Consider the following 19,582-nt stretch of genomic DNA (forward strand, 5'->3'; position numbering starts at 1 on the left):
TCAGACGATGAAATTAACTTCCGGTGTGCTGTTTATGGTTTTTTGAAGTTTTTATGCTGATGGTGCTGAATAGTTTGTTTTTGCTGAACAATTGGTAGAAAGTGGGTTCGTTCGCTTTTTCCAGCAATCTGGAGATCTCTTGATGCGTCAGGTTGCGGTTGATTTGCAGCAGCAAAGCGGTAAGGCCTGAAACGTGCGCTGTCGCGAGGGAGTTACCGGACACAAAATCGTACGCGCCCTTGGGTAACGTCGTGAGTATTTCTTGCCCTGGCGCGGAGATGGCGAGGGCATCACTGTCATCGGACGATGGCATGATGGTGTTATGCGTGCTGCGAACCGCGATAACGCCCGCTTGCTGCGCCGGAAAACCGGATTTACTGTCGTTTCTATCCGCTTGCGAAGCGATGATGATCATGCCTTTTTGTACGGCTTTATCGATTAATCTGGCCAACAGCGGATCATGCGGTCCGGTTAAGCTCAGATTGAGCACATCGACTTTCATTTGGATCGCGGTATTGAGCGCGAGCGCCAAGGTAAAGCTATTGCAAGCCGCCTCGAAACTGCCGGTTTTGATTTCCCAGCAAGCTTTCAATCCGATCACGTGGCTATCCGGCGCGATACCGACGATGCCCTGTCCATTGTTTGCTTTGGCCGCAATGACGCCTGCTATGGCGGTGCCATGCAGATCGTTGAACGATTCCGGGGATTTCCGCGTGACAAAATCTTTAGTTTGTTGAATCTGGCCTTGCAAATCGGGATGTGTCGCGTCGATTCCGGTATCGATAATGGCGATGGTTACATTTTTGCCGGTTGCGTGATGGTGTATTTCGGCCAGATTCATCGATTGAATATTGAATTGCAGGCGGTAATAAGGATCGCTGTAGCTGTTCGCCATGACCTTAAAAGTGCTCATCGTTTGAACATTATCGACCCGGTCGTCCTCGCTTAAGGCCTTGATGATTGCGTCCACGGATTGGTCTTCGTCAATCAGATAGACGACACAGTGCTCACCGATTTCCCGGATTGGCCACTGCGAAAGGATGGTCAGTTTGTAATCCGCTTCGATACTCGAAGCTACTCTTTTTCCCCAGGTTGAACTGCTGTACTCGCCTCGGCGGCGATAGGATTGGTTTGCCACGCCAACCGGGATGCGGTCGATGTGCTTGTCGGTGTATGTGACTAAAATAATCCGGTCGGCTTGCGTGCTATCGAAAAGCTGAGGATCGACAAAAAATTCCTGCTCGGCACGGGCGGGTAAAACGACCAGCATCGCCATCGGTAACGCTATCAGCAACGAAAAGAAAAAAACGTGGATGCGCACGCGATAAGTATGCATTAGCGTATATCCTGACCGGCTGGTTGCAACCCTTGAACCTGTTCGGCAAAAATGACCTGGGTATTGTTACGTAAATAGGCGATGGCAGCGTCGATCTCTTGCGGGCGCGTATGCCGGTCACCGATTTGGATTTCATAAATGCCATTTTCCGAAGGCCCTTGAACGATGCGGCCCGAGACGCTGTGCAAGATGGCTCCGATGTGCTTGGGATCCGGTTGATCTGCAAAGACGATGCGTACCCGATTGTGTGCCGGGGTATTTTGCGGTGCGCTGGCGAGTGTTCTGTATTCCGCTGTGAACGCAGATTGATCTGCCGGTAAATGCAACATAAACGGCATTGCCAGCAATAATAAGCTCGCTGCCAAGGCAGTGTATTTTACAAAACCGGGAGATTGGCCGGAAGAAAGTTTGGATTCTTCGCCGGGCTGGTTAGGCCGGGTAAAAGGGCGGATTAAAGATTGCCGCTCAATGCGCTTTCTCAGTTGCACGAAAGCAGCCTGCGAAACCTGCCGCAAAAGATCCGTTTGTTGCATTTCTTCAAATAGCTGCTGTTGCTGTTGCAGCTCAATTCTACAGGCTATGCACGTCCTTACGTGATTTCTCACCCGGTCTTTCTCAACAGCGTCCAGGGAGTGATTCACATACCAGGGCAGGAGATTCCATACTTTCTGATGCTCGTTTTTACCCGTGACATTGATTGTTGTAGAGGACATCGTTTAACTCCTGCCTTTAAGCTCTGGAAGTAACTTCGCTAAAATTTTCCGTGCATGAAACATTCTGGTTTTTACTGTATTCTCAGGGCATTGCATGATTTCTGCAATTTCATTGTAATGCAGCCCTTGATAATATGTCATCTCTACCACCGCGCGCTGTTCCGGGGATAAGTTATCAAAGCCCGCTTCCAGCCAGTTACTGATCTCCAGCTGCGAAACCCACTGCGCTGCGGGATTGGGAAAGTAATCCAGTTCATCGTTAAATTCAACGGATCGATCTTCTCGAGTCAGGCTTTGTTCGATGCTCTTCAATGCCTTGAAATATGCAATCCCCAGAATCCAGGTGGACGGACGGCATGTTTGATCGTAGGTCGATGCTTTTTCCCACACCACATACATCACGTCATTAATAATTTCTTCAATATAATCATGCCGCCGGGTAATGTGAAAAATGAACTGATACAAACGGTCAAAATAACGTTGATACAGTTGTTCAAAAGCTTTTCCATTGCCGCCCGCAGCTTCGGCGATCAGATTCCGTTCCTTAACTTGCTGTTCGTCCGAGTTAAAAGATTTTCTTACTTTAGACCCGGGCAATTCACTCATGGTGTTTCATAATCGCTATGACTATTGATTAAGTCTCGGTAAATTTGCCCTGTCTATTCCGTGTGGCGGATTAAAAGTTCATTGCGGCAGAAATAAAAATCAGAATCCGACGGTAATAGAGAATAAAACCCGGTTATCGACCACGTGCGGACGGAATTGCCAGCCAGCAATATGTTCTTTTTCGGCACCTAAATCCAATCCGGAATAGTAGCGGACATCGACACCGATGTTCGGGGAAAAATGCCAAGTCACGCCGGAAGTCCAATACAGGTAATCATAGTGCAGCACTTTCTTCTGCTGGCTGTAGCCGAACGTGCCTGACATTTCGATGGAGCTGGTGATCGGGTAGCGTCCGGTGATTTCATAGTTGAACGACATATGGTTTTGCTGGTAGCCATTTTCGGAGAAGCTAAAGTTGGCGGATAGCAAATCGCGGAAATGTGTATGCCAGTAAAATTCGTTGTAATCAACTTCCTGACCGAAGATTTTGCCCGTGAAAATATAACGGGTCCACTCCGCATTAAAGCGCCAGTCATCCGATAGCTGATAGGCCCAACCGACATAGGGCTTGAATTCCGCATCGGAACGCGCGGCGAATCCCTGATCGGCAAAATTGACGGTGGAAGCAAAAGTGCCGAGATAAAGACCCGATTTGAACCCGTAATCTATATTGAGCTGTGCGGCGGGTTTTCCATCGCTTTTGGAATAACCGCGCCAAATATAATCGGTCGTGCCGGTTACGCTGGCGCTTAGCTGCGCATGAGCGCTGACCGGATAACTCAGAATGAACAGCAATCCTAACAGCCGATGGTTTTTTATTTTCATGGATTGTGGACGCAAATGATTAAACCATCGATTGTTTTAAAGTGATTCAGTGCCGGGTAATGAGAACGGGAGTTTCGTGGATAAATTAAAACTCAAAATGAATTTCCAGTAGGAAATTTTAACATCATGGCGTAGTAATCTTTGTGATCAATTGATTCATGAGCGCTGCAAGCTGTTGATTTGCATTGAACGGATTGAATTTTATGACGCGTCCATGAGCGGGCTCCAATCTATGCCGCAAAGAATTTTTATCAACGTTGAACCTTTTGCCGTTCTGCCAGAATAAACGCACAGAAGAAAAAAATAATTTTAAGTAGGCCACCTCGTTAGGAGATTTAAAGATTGAAAATACTTTACGGAACACCGGCGCTTATAAGGTTTGATTTGATCGCTGCGTCAAATACCTATGAGCAAGGGGTGGGAGGAACCGGTTAAATTTTATGAAGCATATCTGCTTTGAATGGTTTTAATCAGCAATACGGTACTTTCCTGAAGTGCGCGTTATTTCAATTGAGCTCGATTTTGCTCTCAGGTTATTCAGCATAAAAAATTTTTTAAAAATTGACTCAGATAATTCCTACAGTTTGCCGTTAAATATAAAAACTGAGACGTGAGATTTCTGTATTTTCTACAGAAGAATCCGTAATCCCAAAATATTAAGCTGGGATGAGTCCAATTTTTCAGCTATCAATGAATAATTTATATTGGAAAAGCATAAGGAGTACTGACATGCCATTAAAAAATTCAATCAAAGGATTTAAAGCTTATTTAGGCGATAAAGAATCGTTACTTGATACGAGCTACAAAAGAATTGCGGATATGATCGAACTGCATTGGGGATACAAGGAATTCTATCAGCTCATCCAGAAATTGCTGGTTGTTGAAAAAGAACAGAACAGGCAAGGATTTCCATTGGAAGTACTACAGGAAATCTATACCTTGCAGGAGCTGCATCAAAAAGAGTTTCCTGCGCTCAAGATTTTAATCGATGACGGTTCTGCTTCACGAGCTAGAAACAAGAGTTCGCTGCTGGTATAGGCATTTGCAAAAATGAGAATAACAAAGACGGGGCTAGCGGAAATACTTGATCCATTGCGCTGCGCTTAACGCCAATAGGTTGCAAAAGTGCGGCGCCCCGTCTCAGGCTGTTACCGGTGAATATTTACCTCAGTGCCCTCAGTTCCCGCACTCACCCAGTCAAACAACTCCAGTAATTCGCTGTTGCGCATGCGGATACACCCGATTGATCCGGGTTTACCCATTTCCACGCTATCCGGCGTGCCGTGAATGTAAATATAGCGGCGCATGGTATCCACCGTACCGAAACGGTTAAAACCGGGTTCACAGCCGCATAGCCATAAAATACGCGTCAGAATCCAATCCCTTCTGGGAAATTGCGCGGCAAACTCCGGCGAATAAATTTCCCCGGTTGGGCGGCGTTTGATAAAAACCGTATTGACCGGCTGACCGGCGCCGATCTTGGCGCGGATGATATGTTTCCCGAGCGGTGTGCAGAAACTTCCATTTTCCTGACCGGTGCCGTTCTTGGCCGAGGAAATCCGGTATTGCCGCACGATTTGTCCGTGTTCATCCAGTAAATCCAGTTGCTGGGCTGCAATCGTGATATCAATTTTCATGGTTGTTCCGCTCACTTGCCTTGCGCCTTTGCGCAAAAAACTGTTTCAATAATGTGCTGGCTTCGGTTGCCATCATACCGGCTTCTACCTGCAAATGATGATTCAGCCGGGTTTCTGCCGGAAGGTCGATGACGCTGCCGCACGCTCCGGTTTTCGGGTCAGTCGCCGCATATACCAGACGTTGAATGCGTGCGTGAAAAATTGCGCCGATGCACATCGTGCATGGCTCCAGCGTCACATACAACGTGCAGCCGAGCAAGCGGTAATTGCCCAGATGGCTACCGGCAGCGCGCATCGCCATGATCTCGGCATGTGCGGCGGGATCGGCGGTGGAGATCGGGCGGTTGTAGCCGTGTCCGATAATGCGGCTATTTTGCACCACCACCGCGCCTACCGGTACTTCGCCGCAATCCTGCGCTTTCTGCGCTAATTCCAATGCGGCTTGCATGAAATAATGATCGGGATTTGTTTCCAATGGCGTTCCGTTTTCGTTGCAAAAAATCGATAGTCACCGTTTCATCGTCACGGCGGTTTTTGTGCTACATTGCTACCCCATTCCGGCCGGTAAAGCATTCTCCGGACGCTTTAACATCAACACCTCATTTTTCTAACATTGTGACTACCTATGATCGCTCAAGCGCAATCGCAACTTCATACCATCCGTGATCTTTTACGTTTCGCTGTCAGCCAGTTCAACAAAGCAGGGCTGTACTTTGGCCACGGCTCCGCCAATGCGTACGATGAAGCGGCGTATCTTATTCTGAAAACGCTCTATTTGCCACTGGACCGGCTGGAACCGTTCCTGGATGCGCGCATCACTGATGTGGAGTGCAAGCAAGTGCTGGACATCATCGAGCGCCGCGTCAAAGACCGCATTCCCGCGGCATACCTGACGCACGAAGCCTGGCTCGGCGATTTCAGCTTTTATGTCGACGAACGCGTGATCATCCCGCGTTCGTTCATCGCCGAACTGCTGCAAACGCAACTGGCACCGTGGATCGCCGACCCCGATCACATCACCGCCGCGCTCGATCTCTGCACCGGATCGGGTTGCCTTGCCATTTTGCTGGCGCACGCGTTCGACAATGCGCACATCGACGCTGCCGACATCTCCCCGCACGCGCTCGCCGTGGCGCATAAGAATGTGCAGGATTACGGCCTGCAAGACCGTGTCGGCTTGATCCAGTCCGATCTGTTCTCAGCCCTGCACGGAAAGCGCTACGACCTGATCATCAGCAACCCGCCGTACGTCAACGCCGAATCGATGCAACAATTGCCGCAGGAGTACCGCCATGAACCGGAAAACGCATTGGCCAGCGGCGGCGATGGCCTGGATGCAACCCGGAAAATCCTGCAACAAGCCACGCAGCATTTGACCGATGACGGCATTCTGATCGTCGAAATCGGCCACAACCGCGACGCGCTGGAACAGGCGTTTCCGCAATTACCGTTCACCTGGCTGGAAACCAGTGCGGGGGATGCGTTTGTTTTTCTGCTGCAAAAGGATCAATTGCCGAATTGCTAGCCCATCGAAGGGGGCATGTTTCTCACCTAAATATACTTCAATCCTATCGTTTGATTTTTCCGGCATTGCCTGCTGAGCAATCACTCCTGTTTGTTTCGTCAATGTTTCCGCATGATTTACGGTTAAGTGTCATTGCGCTGGCACTTCTGTGTCGTGTTTCACACACCTGTCTTACATTTTCTTTATTGAAGCGATGGGTGGATTAGATCGATAAAGATCATTCTGATCGGTGTTTAACCAGAGAGTATTCTTGCCGTAATTGAAATGAACCGTACTGTCAGTGCGCGCCTATGGTCTATCAGAGTAAACCTACAAGCTATTGCGGTACATCTATTAAATCAAGGAGATTTGGAGAGAGAATATGTCAGCTTTACCATCCATTAAAGCACAAGCCTTATCTGAAGGCGATCAAGAGCATTTGACCAAGGTTTATAAGGCGATTGAGCAAAGCCAGGCCATTATCGAATTTGATCTCGATGGCAACATACAGACTGCCAACACTAATTTCCTGACATTATTTGAATATTCTCTGGAAGATCTGGTGGGTAAGCATCATAGTCAACTTTGCCCTTCCGGTGCGGCCGATAGCGAGGAATATAAGAACTTGTGGGCGGATTTGCGCGCGGGAAAATACACCTCTGGCGATTTTCGCCGCGTTGCGGCCAATGGACATGATATATATATTTGCGCTAGCTATATCCCGGTACTGGATGGTAACGGTAAGCCATGCAAGGTCGTTAAAGTAGCCAGTGATATTACGGCCAGAAAATCCAAATCGCTCGAAGATGATGGAAAAATTGAGGCTATCAACCATACGCACGCTATTATCGAATTCGATCTCGATGGTTATGTGTTGACAGCCAACAAAAAATTTCTGGAAGCATTGGGCTACACGCTGCAAGAAGTTGTACGCAAGCATCATCGTATATTTTGTGAAGAGGCTTATGAGAAAAGCCCGGACTATCAAGTTTTCTGGGACGATTTACGCGCTGGTAAACATAAACATGGGGAATTCATGCGGTTAAACCGGCAAGGCCGGCCGGTATGGTTGCAGGCGACTTATACACCGATCCTGGATGTGGATGGAAAACCCTGCAAAATCATCAAATTTGCGAACGACATCACTGGCGCAAAATTGGTATCCCTGTCGAATGAAGGCAAAATCGCAGCCATATCACGCTCACAAGGTGTCATTGAATTCGACTTGGCTGGTAATGTGCTGGACGCAAATGAAAATTTCCTCAAATTGATGGGCTATACGCTGAAAGAAATCAACGGGCAACATCACCGTATTTTTGTCGACAAAGAAGAAGCGGCTAGTGGTGCTTACCGTGTTTTCTGGCAGAAACTGGGCGAAGGTGAATTTTATTCAGGTGAATATTTACGCGTAGGTAAGAATGGCAAGCGGGTATGGATTCAAGCCACGTATAACCCGATTCTTGATCTGAACGGACAACCGGTGCGGGTAGTAAAGTATTGCAGTGATATCACTGCATCTAAGCTGCTTGGAATGGAAGTGTCAGCGCGAATGGACGCTGTTTCTAACAGTAATTGTATTTTGGAATTATCCGCGGATGGTCATATCCTGAGTGCTAACGAGAGGATGCAGAATGCGTTGGGTTTCGGACTTGAAGACCTCGTTGGTAAATCAGAAAGCCATATTCAATTTGAAGAAGATACTCGCAGTAGTGTTAGTACTGGTATTTGGCGTTCCATGCGTGAAGGACATGCAAAAAATATCGAGGTTAGGCGCAAGGGCGCCGGTGGAATAGAACGGTGGTTTTTGGCTAATTTCAGTCCGGTTATGGGGCTTGACGGGCACTTGGTGAAGGTGTTGATGCTTGCTGACGATGTAACTGATGCCAAACTGAGTCGATTGGATGCTGAAGGTAAAATGAGTGCAATTGATCGCTCGCAAGCGGTAATCGAGTTTGATATGAGCGGTAAGGTTCTGACAGCCAATGAAAACTTTCTCAAGTTGACGGGCTTGAATTTGGACGACATCACGGGGCGGCATCATCGCATGTTTGTCGATCCGGAAGAAGCCGCAAGCGCGGGATACCATGCGTTTTGGGAGCGCTTGTCTCGAGGAGAATTTGAATCGGGTGAGTACAAGCGGATCGGTAAAAATAATCGCGAAATCTGGATTCAAGCAACCTACAACCCGATTCTTGATCCGCAAGGAAATCCAGCCAAAGTGGTGAAGTTTGCTTCCGATGTCACGGCCAGCAAACTGCATACCTCGGAATTTGAAGCGAAAGTATCGGCAATCGACCGCGGACAAGCGGTGATCGAATTCGATCTGAATGGCCATGTGCTCAACGCCAATCGGAATTTCTTGACGGCAATGGGTTATACATTGCGCGAGATACAGAATCAGCATCATAGTATTTTTTGTTCCGGTGAATATACTCAGAGCAAGGAATACCGCGATTTCTGGTTGCGGTTGAGTGAGGGTGAATTTATCAGCGGCCGTTTTCATCGTGTCGGTAAATTCGATCGCGATGTCTGGATACAGGCAACCTATAACCCGATCTTCGATCTCAATGGGAAAGTGATGAAAATCGTGAAATATGCGCACGATGTCACGAACGAAGTGAAATTGGAAAAACGTATCGCAGCAGGTGCTGCAGAAATGAATATTCAGGTTCGCAAACTGATTGAAAGTGTCGATGCGATTGCTGCCAATTCAGGTGTGGCAGCGGAATTGGCGCATGATTCTTCCACGGCGGCACAATCCGGTTTCGATGCATTGCAAAAATCGATCGCCGCGATTGCGTCGATTCAGACCAGCTCTGCAAGGGTATCGGAGATCGTGGGTGTGATCGGGGATATCGCCAATCAAACCAATCTGCTGGCATTTAACGCGGCAATCGAAGCAGCGCGCGCCGGTGAGCATGGGGTCGGTTTTTCGGTGGTAGCCGATGAGGTGCGCAAACTGGCCGAGCGCAGTTCGGTGGCGGCGCGCGAGATCACCAAGCTGATCGATGAATCGACACAGCATGTCGAGAAAGGAGCGGAAGTAAGCCGGGATGCGTCGCGCAGTTTTGAAGGTATTATGTCTGGCGTCGCTCGAACCAGTAAGAGCGTGGCGGAAATTGCCGAATCGGCGGAAAGCCAAAGCACGATGGCTAAAGAAGTCAGTCTGCTGATTGAACAAATCGCCAGCACGAAGGCATCATAAAATAAAAATGATGGACGCGACTACAACTCAAGCAGGCTATGGCGGGTTTCGCATCGCGGGCATGGATCTGGCGTTACCGATGGAAACCTTGCGCGAAGTGATACCCTGCGGCGTACTGGCGAAATTGCCATGCGCCGCGCCATACGTAATCGGCGGTATTGATTTACGCGGGGTCATGGTGCCGGTTATTGATCTGCGCATTGCACTGGATTTGACGGTTACGGATATTGCGTTTCCGAATGTCATTATCATGGCGTACGAGAACAAGCTGCTAGGTTTGCTCACGGAAACGGTAACCGGGGTATTCACCGGCAATGAGAAAAACACCAACCGGATAACTTTTGCCGCCGCCGATCTTCCAGTGTACTGCGGTTGTCTCCGGCGTGACGATGACGGTGTGCTGGTTAATATATTGTCTCCAGCGGCGCTGATCATGCTTAAAGATGTTCCCGTGACGGAAGATCCCGAGTCGAGGCGTGTGGAGAGTGTCTCCGGCGAGGAGGAAGATAAAGCTCAAAACGGCAAAATGCACCCTATGCTGCTGATGCGTTGCGGTTCAGTCGCACTCGCTATCGATGCAATGGCGGTTTATACGACGATGTCGGATTTCACCATTGAACATTCGGCATTGGCGATGGGCAATTGCCATGGTGTGATCAGTTACGATGGCGCTAAGGTTCCGGTACTCGACTTGCTGAATCTATGCGGACTCGGTGAAATAGATTTAACCGCGCATTTACAAGCCGTTTTGATTCACTTGCCGCAAGGGATGGTCGCGCTTCTTGTAAGCAAAGTCATTAATGTTATCCGTATACACAAAAGTGAAGTAATCAGCATGCCTGCTTACACTGTGCCGCGGCCTTCCTTGTTCTGCGGTGTGCTGCCGGATACAACCCTTCAGCATGAGCTGGCTGCGGCATCACGATATTTTGTATTGGACGACGCAGCGCTTAAGTCCGATCCGCAAGTAGTCAATCTTGCCGGTGTTAACACGACCGATCAATCCGCCGCAAACCGGCATGCCACGCAAAAAGCTACACCGGACAGCGGAAAACCGGGAAAACGTCCTAATATGATTACTTATCAGCTTGATGGCGAAACAGCCTCACCTTTCGAGCAAATAAAGGAAATTTTGCCATTCACAAGCGATATTCCTATCCTGGATCAAGGCGGCCCCATGCTGGGAATGGTGGTCGTGCGCGGATGCAGCATCCCGGTGGTTTGTCTGAGCCGTTTGGTAACCGGAAAATCTATCCAAAGAACCGCGGCAACCAGCGTGCTGGTTGTTGAAGTCGATAACGAAGCGATGGGGTTCGCGATTCCCGCGCTGGAATCAATCGAACCGGCACAGTGGGAACCGGAATTGCCTCAATTGGGCGGAGCTGAGCGGAGCAGCCTGATGCTTGCGATACATTCCAACAAACTGGCCCAGATCGGGGTAAATAATTCGATCCGCATGATACCGGTTTTAGATCTGGAGAAAATTGCCAGAGCTTTTCGCGCAAAGCGATTGACCGCCGCGTAAAGATCTAGCCAATCAAACTCAACAACCGCCGCGTTTCCTTCTCATCAAGTTCCAGCCATTGTCCGCGTTTGATCCGTGGTGGCAGATTGATCGGGCCGAAGCGTACGCGCATCAGGCGGCTGACGGTGAGTCCGATGGCCTCGAACATGCGCCGTACTTCGCGGTTCTTGCCTTCTTTCAGGATGACGCGGTACCAGTGATTCGAGCCTTCGCCGCCTTGGTCGGCAAGGTAGGTGAATGCCGCTTCGCCGTCGTCCAGTGTCACGCCGGTGGTGAGTTGTTGCATTTGTTCTTCGGTCAGTTCGCCGAGTATGCGTACGGCGTATTCGCGCTCCATTTCAAAGCGCGGGTGCATGAGCCGGTTGGCCAATGTGCCATCGTTGGTGAAAATCAGCAGTCCGCTGGTATTGAAATCCAGCCGACCGATGGCGATCCATTTGGATGATCGCAGATGCGGCAGCCTGTCGAAAACGGAAGGGCGGCCTTCCGGGTCGTCACGGCTGACGATTTCGCCTTCGGGTTTGTGATACAGCAGCACTTTGGGCAAATCCGCTTCGGCATGAACGCGAATCACGCGCCGGCCGATACGGATCACGTCACCTGGCCCGGCGCGGTCGCCGAGTGTGGCGGTCTTGCCGTTGACGCTGACTGCACCGGTCGCAATTAATTCCTCCATTTCCCGCCGCGAGCCCAATCCTTTTTGCGCCAGCAGCTTTTGCAGCTTAAAAGTCACTGCTGGCGGTTCGTCATGTGTTGTGACCGGTTTCTGGCTTGGCGCGCGTTCAGCGGACGGTGTTTTTTTTATGGCCGGTCTAAGTGGTCTCTTAACTTTCATGGATAGGTGGCCTGCGATGTGTGCTGACAGTTGAAATGAGTAGTAATGCGCGCAATGGCGGATTTTAAACTATTCCGGTGCCAATCATGCTTGTTCTTTGAACTCATGGCAAAGCATCGCCACATTCGGCGATAATTTGCCTATCAAAGACTGTGAGATTGTTTGCCGCAAGTGTATGGCACCCCTGCGGCTTTCTGTCGATATCCTGCTATTCTCTATGCTCGCGCTTTGCGGTGCGATAACAGAATATTCCTAAAATGGAAATTTTATTCCTGGTGGTAATCCCATGCCGCTGGTCAGTGCTGCCATTTTTTCCTGCGTGGTCGTTTCGACTTTACGGACGGCGTCATTGAAAGCCGCAGCGACCAGATCTTCCAGCATTTCTTTGTCGTCGCCGATCAAGCTGCTATCAATGTTGACGCGTTTGACATCATGACGACAGGTCATCGTGACTTTTACCATGCCGGCGCCGGATTGGCCTTCGACTTCAATACTGGCCAGATTTTCCTGCATTTGCCGCATGTTTTCCTGCATCATTTGCGCTTGTTTCATCATGTTTCCGATATTACCTCTCATTTCTTTTGTCTCCTTTATTTTTCAATGGGTTTAATGGAAGGAACGATCAGTTTTGCGTCAAACTGCTCAATCAATTCTTGTACGACCGGATCCTTTTCAATGGCTGCAATGGCATTGGTCTGTTTCTCTTCTTCTTCGCGTTGTTGCAGTGCCACCGGTGTTAATCCGGTGATGCTGCCGACGGAAAAACTCAAGATAACGGGCTTGCCAAAATAGCTATTCAGCGCTGCTTGAATTTTATCCTGATATTTTTTTTCCAGCAGATGCTTATGCACATCCGGCACGCATAATTCTATCTTTTCCCCGGTGATGGTTTTAGCTTCGCTGTGATGCGCCAGCATTTTTGCCATGCCGGTCAGCTTCAATTGCTGGCTCAGTTGCGGCCAGTCCAGCAGGGGAGCGGCGGTGTTTTCTTGCGGGAGAGTTTGTCTGGGCGCCGCTTGCGGTTTTTTCTCCGCTGTTACGGATGGCTTGCTGCTCACAGGTGCGGCCTGCGGGCTCTGGCGATGCGATGCCAGATCATCCGGCATGAATGTCAGCATGCGTAACAGTGTCATGGTAAAACCGGCATATTCATCGGGAGCCAGACTCAGATCGCTGCGCCCGTGCAATGCGATCTGATAGAACAGTTGCACATCATCGGGCGCTAAGGATTTTGCCAACGCAACGATACGCGCGTATTCCGGGGTATCCTCTCTGATCGCCTGCGGCACGGTTTGCGCCAGCGCGATACGGTGCAGCAGAGCGGCCAGATCCTGCAAAGCGGAATCGAAGGAAAGGCACTGCGCTTCCATTTCATCGGCCAGAGACAATAATTTTGCGCCATCCCGCTGCACCAAAGCTTCGAGCAGATCGAACAAATAGCCTTGATCGATGATGCCGAGCATATCCCGCACACCGGCTTCCTCGATTTTGCCTTCGCCGAACGCGATGGCTTGATCCAGCAGACTGAGCGCATCGCGCATGCTGCCTTGCGCGGCGCGCGCGACCAACTGCAACGAGGGGGTGTCGCAAGGAATGTTTTCCTGCGCCAAGATATGCTTGAGGTGGGCGGCAATCTGCGTTTGCGGAATTTGTTTCAGGTTGAATTGCAAACAGCGGGATAACACGGTAATCGGGATTTTTTGCGGATCGGTGGTCGCTAGCACGAATTTGACATGCGCGGGCGGCTCTTCCAATGTTTTCAACATGGCATTGAACGCCGATTTCGACAGCATGTGCACTTCGTCGATGATGTAAATCTTATAACGCGCACCGGTGGGGGCGTACAGCGCATTTTCCAGCAGTTCGCGCATGTTATCGACTTGCGTGTTGGACGCCGCGTCTAATTCGATCAAATCGATAAAACTTCCCGCGTCGATTTGCAGACATGCCGCACAGGCACCGCAAGGCGTTGCGGTGACACCGGTTTCACAGTTGAGTGACTTCGCCAGAATGCGGGCGATGGTGGTTTTGCCGACACCGCGCGTGCCGGTCAGTAAATACGCATGGTGTAAACGGTTTTGCTCAAGCGCATTGGTCAATGCTCTGACCACATGCTCCTGTCCAGTCAATTCGGAAAAATTTCTCGGGCGCCACTTACGCGCAAGGACTTGTGTTTGGGACACGTTTTTGATTGGAAAAGCGAATTAGATCCTGTTAAACCAGTAAAAATCCGGAAAGGCAGATCCCAGTTCGTGTTGGGTGGCGAGCCCGACCCCCGGCACTCGCAATAAATAGCTGTGGCTGCTTCCTTCCGGACCTGACCAGATTGACTACCTTGCAATGCGGGGAGGCCCGCCATAAAACTCAATGTGGCGGAAGTATACCAGTTGATGATGGATTACTCCAATTTCAATCACGGTTGAAGTGCGCATTTGCCGGTAAAAGGAAATAAATTCAAACTCAAATTTGATCTGGCCGTTATGTTATTTTTCCCCGGGAATTGCAAAATGTTTAATCATCGTGATCTGCTCGACGACTTGAATAAACCGTTACCGTTGAAGGATAAAATGATCAGCGCACATCGCTCTGTACAGAATAAATTTACGTTTATTTCACGGATTGCAATCGCGCTGTACGATCCCGATACGCGAGTGCTAAAAACGTATCTGAATAGCAGCGAGGGAGAAAACCCCTTGCTACACTATCAAACGTCGTTGGATAACGCGCCGTCGCTCAAGGAAATCCTTGTCCAAGGCTTGCCGCGGGTGGTCAATAACCTGGTGACTTTTGAGAACGGCACGCACGAGCATACCCAGCGCATTGGCCGCTCCGGCTACGCCGCGAGCTATACCATGCCGATTTTTCATGGCGGCGAGTTTGTCGGATTTTTGTTTTTTAATTCGCATGAAGCGGAGGTATTCACCGAGAATGTATTAAGCATTCTCGATATCTACGGACACCTGATCGCGCTGATGATCGTCAATGAACTGGCCACATTGAAGGTCATGAACGCCGCGTTGAAAACAACCAGCGGTATTACCCATTTCCGCGATCCCGAAACGGGCAGCCATCTGGATCGCATGTCGCGCTACAGCCGCATCATCGCCGAAGCGCTGGCTGATCGATACGATCTGGACGATGCATATATCGAGCAAGTTTTCATGTTTTCACCGCTGCACGATATCGGGAAGATCGCCATACCTGACAGTATCTTGCTGAAACCGGGGCCGCTGAACGCGGAAGAACGGGCGATCATGAATACGCATGCGCGAAAAGGCAGGGAAATGATTGATGATATCGTCATGAACTTTGGCTTCGGCAATATCAATCATATCGACGTACTGCGCAATATCGCTGAATTTCACCATGAAGCGGTGAACGGCAGCGGTTATCCTACCGGTAAACGCAATGATGAGATTCCGCTGGAAGCGCGCATCGTCGCAGTGGCCGACGTGTTTGATGCGCTGACGTCGCGCCGTCCTTATAAGGAAGCGTGGGGCAATGAAAAAGCATTCGCCATGTTGCAACAGCTCGCCGGTGAAAAACTGGATATCGATTGCGTGCAAGCATTGATTGAAAACCGGCAGAAAGTGGAATCGATTCAACAACAGTTTAAGGAAGATATCTACGGTTAGCGGTGCCTGGCCGCTGCACCGGGATCAACCGGATTTTTCCCGCAAAATCCATCCGCAACAAATGGTTTAAATCCGCTAAAATCAGCAGTTTTATGAGAAGCTCACTCGTAGAGCGATGACTGCCGGTAATTTTTCCCCAACTCTGATCAAACCCAGTGACGCCAGCGCATGGATGACTTGTGTCCGGCGTGTCTGGCTGGATAAACATCAACCGGTTGCAGCGGAACTCGATGGATTTAATCGGCTGCTCAGCGATCTTGGGCTGGAACATGAAGCCGCCATGCTGGCCAAGCTGGGAGATCAATATGCCGTCAGCAAAGCGGTCTCTTTTGAACATACGCAAGCCTTGATGCAGCAAGGTGTGCCGTTTATCTACCAGGGCCGTTTGCTGGATGAACGGCAGGGGTTGGTGGGTTATCCCGATTTCCTGATCCGGCATGAAAGCGGGCAATATCAGTCTGCGGATGCGAAGCTTTCCTCGAGTGAAAATAAAAAATCGATTCAGATTCAACTGGGAATTTATCGCCGTTTGCTCGCCAACGATTTACCGGCGATGGTTTTTTTGGGCAATGGCCGTGTTGCGCAATTGGGCGATGAAGTCGAGCCATTGGTCGATGAGTTTATTACCAGCATGCGAGCCTTGCTGGATTTGCCGCAACCGCCCGCAGTCCGTTATAGCCATAGCAAATGCCGCATTTGTCCGCACCAAGCGGTTTGCCGCCCAGAATTCGAAGCCAAGGAGGATATTTCGCTGTTGTACGGCGTGCACGGCAAAGCCGCGGATCATCTGGCGCAAGCCGGAATTGCAACGATCTCGCAGCTTGCCGGGGAGTCGGCCGAATCCCTGCCGGATGTGCCGCATCTCAAGGGTAGTAAACGCAAGCACCGCGCCATTTTGCAGGCCCGCTCGATGTTGAGCGGTGAGGTATTTCAACTGAATAAAGCCGTTTTGCCGCAAGGCACCTGGGTTCATTTCGATATCGAAGACAATCCATTGACCCCAAATCGCGAGCGTCATGTTTATCTGTGGGGATTTTTGGCGCCGCCGTATGGCCGGGAAAGCTTTGAATACGTCTGGACCGATGATGAAACCAGCGATTACGACGGATGGCTGGGTTTTTTGCAGAAAATGGATGAATACCGGTCACAGTATCCGGCCTTGGTGCTGGCGCATTATTCCAACCACGAAAAGGCGACGATTGGCAAATACGCCGAGCGTTACGGTATGGGAAATCATGCCACGGTGAAATGGTTGCTGGGCGCGGATAGCCCGCTGTTCGACATGCAAAATCCGGTGCTGGATTGTCTGGTGTTGCCATTGCAAGGCTATGGACTGAAGGATATCTGCAAGCATCCGGGGCTGGTGAATTTCCAATGGGAAAATGAGGAATCCGGTTCGCAATGGTCGGTGGTGCAATTCAACCGTTTCCGCGCGGAAACAAGCTTGGCCGAGAAGCAAAAACTGCAAGCCGCAATACTGGGTTATAACCGTGACGATGTGATCGCCACGCGCAGACTGGAGGTCTGGCTGCGCGAGCGATTTTCCTGAAGTCCGTTCTGATGAAATTTCCCGCTTAGGTTAAAATACGTTTTTTTCCGATCCGCGTTGTTTATTGCAAGGCGAATCTTTGCTGTTAGACCCGAAAGTCTATAAAAGGAATTGTTATGAAATACCAGACCGATGATTTACGTATTGTCGGCGTGCATGAACTGACTCCGCCGGTTGAGCTGCATCGCGAATATCCGATGACGGAGAATGCGACGCAAACCGTTTATGCCGCGCGGCAAGCCACTCATCGCATTCTGCACGGCGAAGATGACCGCTTACTGGTTGTGGTCGGCCCTTGCTCCATTCACGATGTCGACGCCGCGTTGGAGTATGCCGCGCGTTTGAAGCATTTGCGCGAAACGCTGAAGCAGCAGTTGCATATCGTGATGCGCGTGTATTTTGAAAAACCGCGCACGACCATCGGCTGGAAAGGGCTGATTAACGATCCCGATCTGGATAACAGTTTTCATATCAACAAAGGTCTGCGGACGGCGCGCCGGTTGCTGCTGGATTTGAATACCATCGGCATGCCATCGGCCACCGAATACCTGGACCTGATTAGTCCGCAGTATTTGTCGGATTTGATCAGCTGGGCGGCCATCGGCGCGCGCACGACCGAAAGCCAGGGGCATCGCGAACTCGCTTCCGGCGTGTCCTGTCCGATCGGCTTCAAGAATGGCACGTATGGCAATTTGAATATTGCAATTGACGCGATTGCAGCCGCTTCCCGCCCGCATCATTTTCTGTCGGTCACCAAAGAAGGGCATACCGCGATTTTTGCCACCAAAGGCAATGAAGACTGTCACATTATCTTGCGTGGCGGGCGTAAACCGAATTACGATGCCGCCAGTGTCACTGCGGCGGTGGAAGAATTGAAGAAAGCCAAACTGCCGCCGCATTTGATGATCGATTTCAGCCACGCCAATAGCCACAAGGATTACCGCCGTCAAACCGATGTCGCGGCCGATGTGGCGGAACAGATTGCAGGTGGTAGCCATGCCATTTGCGGCGTGATGATCGAAAGCCATCTGGTGGAAGGTAACCAAAAAGCCGACGGTAAAAAACGCGAGGAATTGGTTTACGGGCAAAGCATTACGGACGGCTGCATCAGCTTTGAAGCGACCGAGCACGTGCTGCAACAGCTGGCAAACGCGGTTGAAAAGCGCAGGAAGAAATAGCGCAACTTTCTGATTTCCCTCTGCGAGGCGCTGTAAAGCAGAAGGCTGGCAGAATATCGAAGCGTGGAGGTGGGAATGCCTAAAATTCTGGTAACCGGCGCGACCGGTCAAATCGGTGCGGAATTGACGCTGGCTTTGCGTGAGCGTTACGGCGCGGATAGTGTGATCGCTGCCGGTCATCGTCACGAACCATCTGGTCATCTGATGCACGGTCCTTATGTCAGTCTCGACGTGCGCGATGCGGCAGCGCTTGATGCCGTGGTTGCCGGTCGGTGTATTACCATCATTTACCACCTCGCCGCACTGCTTTCCGCAGTGGCCGAAGAACAACCGCTGCAAGCCTGGGATATCAACATGAACGGTCTGCTCAATGTGTTGGAAAGCGCGCGCCAGCACCATTGCCGGGTATTTTTCCCCAGTTCCATTGCCGCATTCGGTCCCGGCACACCACCTTACAATACGCCGCAGGATACCGTGCAGCATCCTTCGACGATCTATGGCATCACCAAAGTGTCGGGTGAATTGCTATGCGATTACTATCATCGCCGCTACAGTGTCGACGCGCGCGGCTTACGCTATCCCGGACTGATTTCCAATCAAGTGCTGCCCGGCGGCGGCACGACCGATTATGCCGTGGATATTTTTTACGCCGCGGTCAAACAGCGGCATTACGACTGTTTTCTGCGCGCCGATACCCAACTGGATATGATGTATATGCCCGATGCCATTGCAGCCGCAATGCAACTGATGCAAACCGATCCCGGCAAATTGACGCATCGCAACGGCTTTAACGTTACCGCGATGAGTTTTACTCCGGCGCAATTGGCGGCGGAAATACAAAAGCATCTGCCCGGATTTACCATCGGCTATACGGTCGATCCGCTGCGGCAAGCGATTGCCGATTCCTGGCCACGGCATATGGATGACAGTGCCGCGCGGGCTGAATGGGGTTGGCAGCCGGGTTTCGATTTACCTGGCATGGTGGCCGATATGCTGGCGCACATCAGCGCCAAATTTCGTAACGGTTAATGGGA

The 19,582-nt window shown here is 50.4% G+C and carries 17 protein-coding genes and 1 other RNA gene; 8 read left to right on the plus strand and 10 right to left on the minus strand.

Annotated features, from left to right (window positions below; genetic code table 11):
* Window positions 1-13 precede the first annotated feature (13 nt).
* The 4 genes from R2083_RS04260 to R2083_RS04275 all read right to left on the minus strand — a co-directional run bounded on the left by R2083_RS04260 (window position 14) and on the right by R2083_RS04275 (window position 3,480).
* Window positions 14-1,336, minus strand: coding sequence for a S8 family peptidase (locus tag R2083_RS04260; RefSeq protein WP_317537634.1), 1,323 nt, complete (start codon window positions 1,334-1,336; stop codon window positions 14-16).
* Window positions 1,336-2,049: a zf-HC2 domain-containing protein gene (locus tag R2083_RS04265; protein ID WP_317537635.1), complete on the minus strand. Its 714-nt coding sequence runs from the start codon at window positions 2,047-2,049 to the stop codon at window positions 1,336-1,338. The genes R2083_RS04260 and R2083_RS04265 overlap by 1 nt, the downstream gene beginning before the upstream one ends.
* 3 nt (window positions 2,050-2,052) lie before the next feature.
* Window positions 2,053-2,655, minus strand: a complete 603-nt coding sequence (locus tag R2083_RS04270; protein ID WP_317537636.1) for an RNA polymerase sigma factor — start codon at window positions 2,653-2,655, stop codon at window positions 2,053-2,055.
* Window positions 2,656-2,754: 99 nt separating this feature from the next.
* Complete coding sequence (locus R2083_RS04275) at window positions 2,755-3,480, minus strand: TorF family putative porin (protein WP_317537637.1); 726 nt, start codon at window positions 3,478-3,480, stop codon at window positions 2,755-2,757.
* A 729-nt stretch (window positions 3,481-4,209) separates the two neighbouring features.
* Here R2083_RS04275 and R2083_RS04280 point away from each other — a divergent pair.
* Window positions 4,210-4,518: a hypothetical protein gene (locus tag R2083_RS04280; protein WP_317537638.1), complete on the plus strand. Its 309-nt coding sequence runs from the start codon at window positions 4,210-4,212 to the stop codon at window positions 4,516-4,518.
* A gap of 110 nt (window positions 4,519-4,628) precedes the next feature.
* On the opposite strand, the gene R2083_RS04285 is transcribed toward R2083_RS04280, so the two are convergent.
* Together R2083_RS04285 and tadA are read right to left on the minus strand one after the other, a co-directional pair.
* Window positions 4,629-5,117 carry a L,D-transpeptidase gene (locus R2083_RS04285; protein ID WP_317530233.1) on the minus strand — a complete coding sequence of 163 codons (489 nt, stop codon included), beginning with the start codon at window positions 5,115-5,117 and terminating at the stop codon, window positions 4,629-4,631.
* Window positions 5,107-5,592 (minus strand): tRNA adenosine(34) deaminase TadA, encoded by a 486-nt coding sequence (gene tadA, locus R2083_RS04290; protein ID WP_317537639.1) that lies wholly within the window; start codon window positions 5,590-5,592, stop codon window positions 5,107-5,109. The genes R2083_RS04285 and tadA overlap by 11 nt, the downstream gene beginning before the upstream one ends.
* 150 nt (window positions 5,593-5,742) lie before the next feature.
* Here tadA and prmB point away from each other — a divergent pair, with 150 nt between their 5' ends.
* The 3 genes from prmB to R2083_RS04305 all read left to right on the plus strand — a co-directional run bounded on the left by prmB (window position 5,743) and on the right by R2083_RS04305 (window position 11,351).
* Complete coding sequence (gene prmB / locus R2083_RS04295) at window positions 5,743-6,642, plus strand: 50S ribosomal protein L3 N(5)-glutamine methyltransferase (protein WP_317537640.1); 900 nt, start codon at window positions 5,743-5,745, stop codon at window positions 6,640-6,642.
* 361 nt (window positions 6,643-7,003) lie between these two features.
* Window positions 7,004-9,826, plus strand: coding sequence for a PAS domain S-box protein (locus R2083_RS04300; protein ID WP_317537641.1), 2,823 nt, complete (start codon window positions 7,004-7,006; stop codon window positions 9,824-9,826).
* A 7-nt stretch (window positions 9,827-9,833) separates the two neighbouring features.
* Window positions 9,834-11,351, plus strand: a complete 1,518-nt coding sequence (locus R2083_RS04305) for a chemotaxis protein CheW (RefSeq protein ID WP_317537642.1) — start codon at window positions 9,834-9,836, stop codon at window positions 11,349-11,351.
* A gap of 4 nt (window positions 11,352-11,355) precedes the next feature.
* On the opposite strand, the gene rluB is transcribed toward R2083_RS04305, so the two are convergent.
* The 4 genes from rluB to ffs all read right to left on the minus strand — a co-directional run bounded on the left by rluB (window position 11,356) and on the right by ffs (window position 14,543).
* A complete protein-coding gene (gene rluB, locus R2083_RS04310) occupies window positions 11,356-12,186 on the minus strand; it encodes a 23S rRNA pseudouridine(2605) synthase RluB (RefSeq protein WP_317537643.1) in 831 nt (276 codons plus the stop codon).
* Between the two features lie 252 nt (window positions 12,187-12,438).
* Window positions 12,439-12,762 carry a YbaB/EbfC family nucleoid-associated protein gene (locus R2083_RS04315; RefSeq protein ID WP_317537644.1) on the minus strand — a complete coding sequence of 108 codons (324 nt, stop codon included), beginning with the start codon at window positions 12,760-12,762 and terminating at the stop codon, window positions 12,439-12,441.
* 14 nt (window positions 12,763-12,776) lie between these two features.
* The gene (dnaX, locus tag R2083_RS04320; RefSeq protein ID WP_317537645.1) at window positions 12,777-14,369 is read right to left on the minus strand and encodes a DNA polymerase III subunit gamma/tau; all 1,593 of its coding nucleotides are present in this window, start codon (window positions 14,367-14,369) and stop codon (window positions 12,777-12,779) included.
* Window positions 14,370-14,444: 75 nt separating this feature from the next.
* Window positions 14,445-14,543, minus strand: an RNA gene (gene ffs, locus R2083_RS04325) — signal recognition particle sRNA small type.
* Window positions 14,544-14,693: 150 nt separating this feature from the next.
* Between ffs and R2083_RS04330 the strand changes: the two genes are divergently transcribed.
* From R2083_RS04330 to R2083_RS04345, 4 genes are all read left to right on the plus strand, one after another.
* On the plus strand, window positions 14,694-15,821 hold the full coding sequence (locus tag R2083_RS04330) for an HD domain-containing phosphohydrolase (RefSeq protein ID WP_317537646.1): 1,128 nt from the start codon (window positions 14,694-14,696) through the stop codon (window positions 15,819-15,821).
* A gap of 115 nt (window positions 15,822-15,936) precedes the next feature.
* Complete coding sequence (locus tag R2083_RS04335; protein ID WP_317537647.1) at window positions 15,937-17,370, plus strand: TM0106 family RecB-like putative nuclease; 1,434 nt, start codon at window positions 15,937-15,939, stop codon at window positions 17,368-17,370.
* Window positions 17,371-17,486: 116 nt separating this feature from the next.
* The gene (gene aroG / locus R2083_RS04340; protein ID WP_317530243.1) at window positions 17,487-18,548 is read left to right on the plus strand and encodes a 3-deoxy-7-phosphoheptulonate synthase AroG; all 1,062 of its coding nucleotides are present in this window, start codon (window positions 17,487-17,489) and stop codon (window positions 18,546-18,548) included.
* 75 nt (window positions 18,549-18,623) lie between these two features.
* Entirely contained in the window at window positions 18,624-19,577 is a 954-nt protein-coding gene (locus R2083_RS04345; protein WP_317537648.1) for an NAD-dependent epimerase/dehydratase family protein, read from the plus strand.
* The last annotated feature ends 5 nt before the right edge of the window (window positions 19,578-19,582 follow it).

Origin of the sequence: Nitrosomonas sp. Is35 (assembly GCF_033063295.1) — a bacterium.
Taxonomy (GTDB): domain Bacteria; phylum Pseudomonadota; class Gammaproteobacteria; order Burkholderiales; family Nitrosomonadaceae; genus Nitrosomonas.

Coding starts and splice junctions, on each gene's coding strand:
- R2083_RS04260 (WP_317537634.1), bottom strand. CDS start 1,336: ATGCATACTTATCGCGTGCGCATCCACGTTTTTTTCTTTTCGTTGCTG.
- R2083_RS04265 (WP_317537635.1), bottom strand. CDS start 2,049: ATGTCCTCTACAACAATCAATGTCACGGGTAAAAACGAGCATCAGAAA.
- R2083_RS04270 (WP_317537636.1), bottom strand. CDS start 2,655: ATGAGTGAATTGCCCGGGTCTAAAGTAAGAAAATCTTTTAACTCGGAC.
- R2083_RS04275 (WP_317537637.1), bottom strand. CDS start 3,480: ATGAAAATAAAAAACCATCGGCTGTTAGGATTGCTGTTCATTCTGAGT.
- R2083_RS04280 (WP_317537638.1), top strand. CDS start 4,210: ATGCCATTAAAAAATTCAATCAAAGGATTTAAAGCTTATTTAGGCGAT.
- R2083_RS04285 (WP_317530233.1), bottom strand. CDS start 5,117: ATGAAAATTGATATCACGATTGCAGCCCAGCAACTGGATTTACTGGAT.
- prmB (WP_317537640.1), top strand. CDS start 5,743: ATGATCGCTCAAGCGCAATCGCAACTTCATACCATCCGTGATCTTTTA.
- R2083_RS04300 (WP_317537641.1), top strand. CDS start 7,004: ATGTCAGCTTTACCATCCATTAAAGCACAAGCCTTATCTGAAGGCGAT.
- R2083_RS04305 (WP_317537642.1), top strand. CDS start 9,834: ATGATGGACGCGACTACAACTCAAGCAGGCTATGGCGGGTTTCGCATC.
- rluB (WP_317537643.1), bottom strand. CDS start 12,186: ATGAAAGTTAAGAGACCACTTAGACCGGCCATAAAAAAAACACCGTCC.
- R2083_RS04315 (WP_317537644.1), bottom strand. CDS start 12,762: ATGAGAGGTAATATCGGAAACATGATGAAACAAGCGCAAATGATGCAG.
- R2083_RS04330 (WP_317537646.1), top strand. CDS start 14,694: ATGTTTAATCATCGTGATCTGCTCGACGACTTGAATAAACCGTTACCG.
- R2083_RS04335 (WP_317537647.1), top strand. CDS start 15,937: ATGACTGCCGGTAATTTTTCCCCAACTCTGATCAAACCCAGTGACGCC.
- aroG (WP_317530243.1), top strand. CDS start 17,487: ATGAAATACCAGACCGATGATTTACGTATTGTCGGCGTGCATGAACTG.
- R2083_RS04345 (WP_317537648.1), top strand. CDS start 18,624: ATGCCTAAAATTCTGGTAACCGGCGCGACCGGTCAAATCGGTGCGGAA.